This window comes from Streptomyces durhamensis, from assembly GCF_000725475.1.
GTDB classification, from domain to species: domain Bacteria; phylum Actinomycetota; class Actinomycetes; order Streptomycetales; family Streptomycetaceae; genus Streptomyces; species Streptomyces filipinensis.
In genome coordinates this window covers 1-435 of sequence record NZ_JNXR01000116.1, presented here as the reverse complement: position 1 = coordinate 435, position 435 = coordinate 1, and the positions used below count along the sequence as shown (strand labels likewise).

Sequence of the window (435 nt, the reverse complement as noted above, 5' to 3'; positions counted from 1 at the left end):
CCGCTGGCCGCCGGCGGCGGCCCTGCTGATCGGCGTCGTCTGCTTCTGCAGCCTTTGGCTGCACAGTGGGTAGAAAGTGCGCCGTCAGACCGACTTCAGCTCGTGAGGCCGCTGATTGAGCGGTTCGCATCCGTCGGCCGTGACCACGACGATGTCTTCGATTCGTGCACCCCATCCACCTGGGAAGTAAATCCCGGGTTCGACACTGAAGGCCATTCCGACGTGCAATTCGATGTCGTTTCCCTCAACGATGTAGGGCTCTTCGTGGACTGACAGGCCGATTCCGTGACCGGTCCGATGGACGAACTTGTCGGCCAGTCCGGCCTCGGCCAGCACGTCGCGGGCCGCTGCATCGATCTGCTGGGCACTGACACCCGGCCGTACTGCCGCCACCGCTGCACGCTGGGCCTCTTCCAGTATCCGGTACTGACGCGC

General features: G+C 64.1%; 1 protein-coding gene. It reads right to left on the bottom strand.

Annotation, left to right across the window (positions count from 1 at the left end):
• Nucleotides 1-84: 84 nt before the first annotated feature.
• A partial coding sequence (locus IO33_RS48905) for a M24 family metallopeptidase (RefSeq protein ID WP_157858090.1) occupies nucleotides 85-435 on the bottom strand: 351 nt, incomplete at its 5' end.